Raw genomic sequence first — 1,422 nt, 5'->3', positions numbered from 1 at the left:
TTGATACTATCAATACACTACCAACTTACGCCGATAAGACTCTTATCGAAAAGATGGCTGCTTCAAGTGAAGATGCCTTTGAAAACAAAGTTGAAAAACGGGCAATTGAAACAGCTAAGAAAGCCGCCCCAAAATATAAACCTTGGGATTGTTTATTGAAAGGTTTGGACTTGTCAGCACCTACAGCTTACCTGGAAGAATATGTCAAAGTCATGTTCCCGTTAAGATCCGATTTACGCACAAAGTGGATTAAAGAACAGGCTGAATTGTGGGGCGAAGTCGTCGTTAAACATATGCCTACAGATTATGGTAACGAAATGGATATCAAGATCAATTTTGTAAGCATGTATGAGAACTATTTGTTATACGATGTGGAATTTCTAAAAGGTTTTATAAAGGACTTGATTAAAGACTATAAAACACCCACGCTTTGCTATACAGCCTGTGAAGAAGATGCGGAAGCAAACGGAGACCCCAAAATCTTCTTAATTGAACGTCTTTATAAAGATCCAGTGTTTATTAAAAACTTTCAGCCTGAAGTAGATTCCCGTTTGATATTCGATGATTAAATGGGGAAGCAAAAGGTTGAAAGATACCAATATAGTCGGGGAGCATTAATTGAAAACTTCGGATAAAAAAATAAATGAAGAACGTCTCGCGTTAATTCGTAAGGCGGCTAAAAGAATTCTTGATAAGGATCGAAGCAAGAAAAAAGATGAGTGCGTTTAAGTTAGAACGGGCACTTAAAGCCACGTTTGAAAAATACATTCACATCGTACCTAATGTCCCGTTTTGTCCTAAAGGTACGGTGATGAAGTTAAAACCTAATTCCCCCCGTACAATTCCAAATGGACTGGCAAGGGGTCGGCGTAATGAGTTTTTATGTGTTTATCATGTAGACGAATCGGGGGATAGTGCAATTGAAGTGGCAATTGATAATTTAGATCCTGAAGGAATGAAAGAATCAGAATTCTATTATCTTATTCGGTACGCTACTGAGAAGATAAACCACGGAATTGCGCACACAATTTACAAAGATGTGCCAAGGCATTAAACCCGATATAAGCCCCGATAAACCAACCACCCCTACAATTACCCCATAAATATCTTAAAACGGCTTAGAATCGATATTTAGACCCTACGATAAGCAATTACACCCATATCCTTAGGAAACATATCTTAGGCGCGTAAATAATCCATTCTGGAACGTGTCCCGAAATAACCCCTAAAAGTTAGCTTCAGTGAAGCTACATTTCACCCCTGATTTACCCCGATATTTCTACACCCCAAAATAGGCGATTTGTATTCAAGGCCATTTTTAAGCCGTGGTTTATTGTGGCTGAAATGTAACATTAATTAGTAATTTCACAATGTAATTACAGTGTGCAATATACAGTAATCCTAACGTATATCTGTCAGTGG

At 38.0% G+C, this 1,422-nt stretch carries 2 protein-coding genes; both read left to right on the top strand.

Going from position 1 to position 1,422, the window contains the following annotated elements:
- Positions 1-569: hypothetical protein (locus tag BTHERMOSOX_RS11185; RefSeq protein WP_171004764.1), on the top strand; the 569-nt coding region annotated here is incomplete at its 5' end.
- Positions 570-715: 146 nt separating this feature from the next.
- A complete protein-coding gene (locus BTHERMOSOX_RS11180) occupies positions 716-1,054 on the top strand; it encodes a hypothetical protein (RefSeq protein WP_138121199.1) in 339 nt (112 codons plus the stop codon).
- The last annotated feature ends 368 nt before the right edge of the window (positions 1,055-1,422 follow it).

Source organism: Bathymodiolus heckerae thiotrophic gill symbiont (genome assembly GCF_900128515.1).
Taxonomy (GTDB): Bacteria; Pseudomonadota; Gammaproteobacteria; order PS1; family Pseudothioglobaceae; genus Thioglobus_A.
This window is presented reverse-complemented; position numbering and strand designations above follow the sequence as displayed.

Excerpts from the sequence above, each read along its gene's own strand:
- BTHERMOSOX_RS11180 (WP_138121199.1), top strand. The coding sequence starts at position 716 with ATGAGTGCGTTTAAGTTAGAACGGGCACTTAAAGCCACGTTTGAAAAA.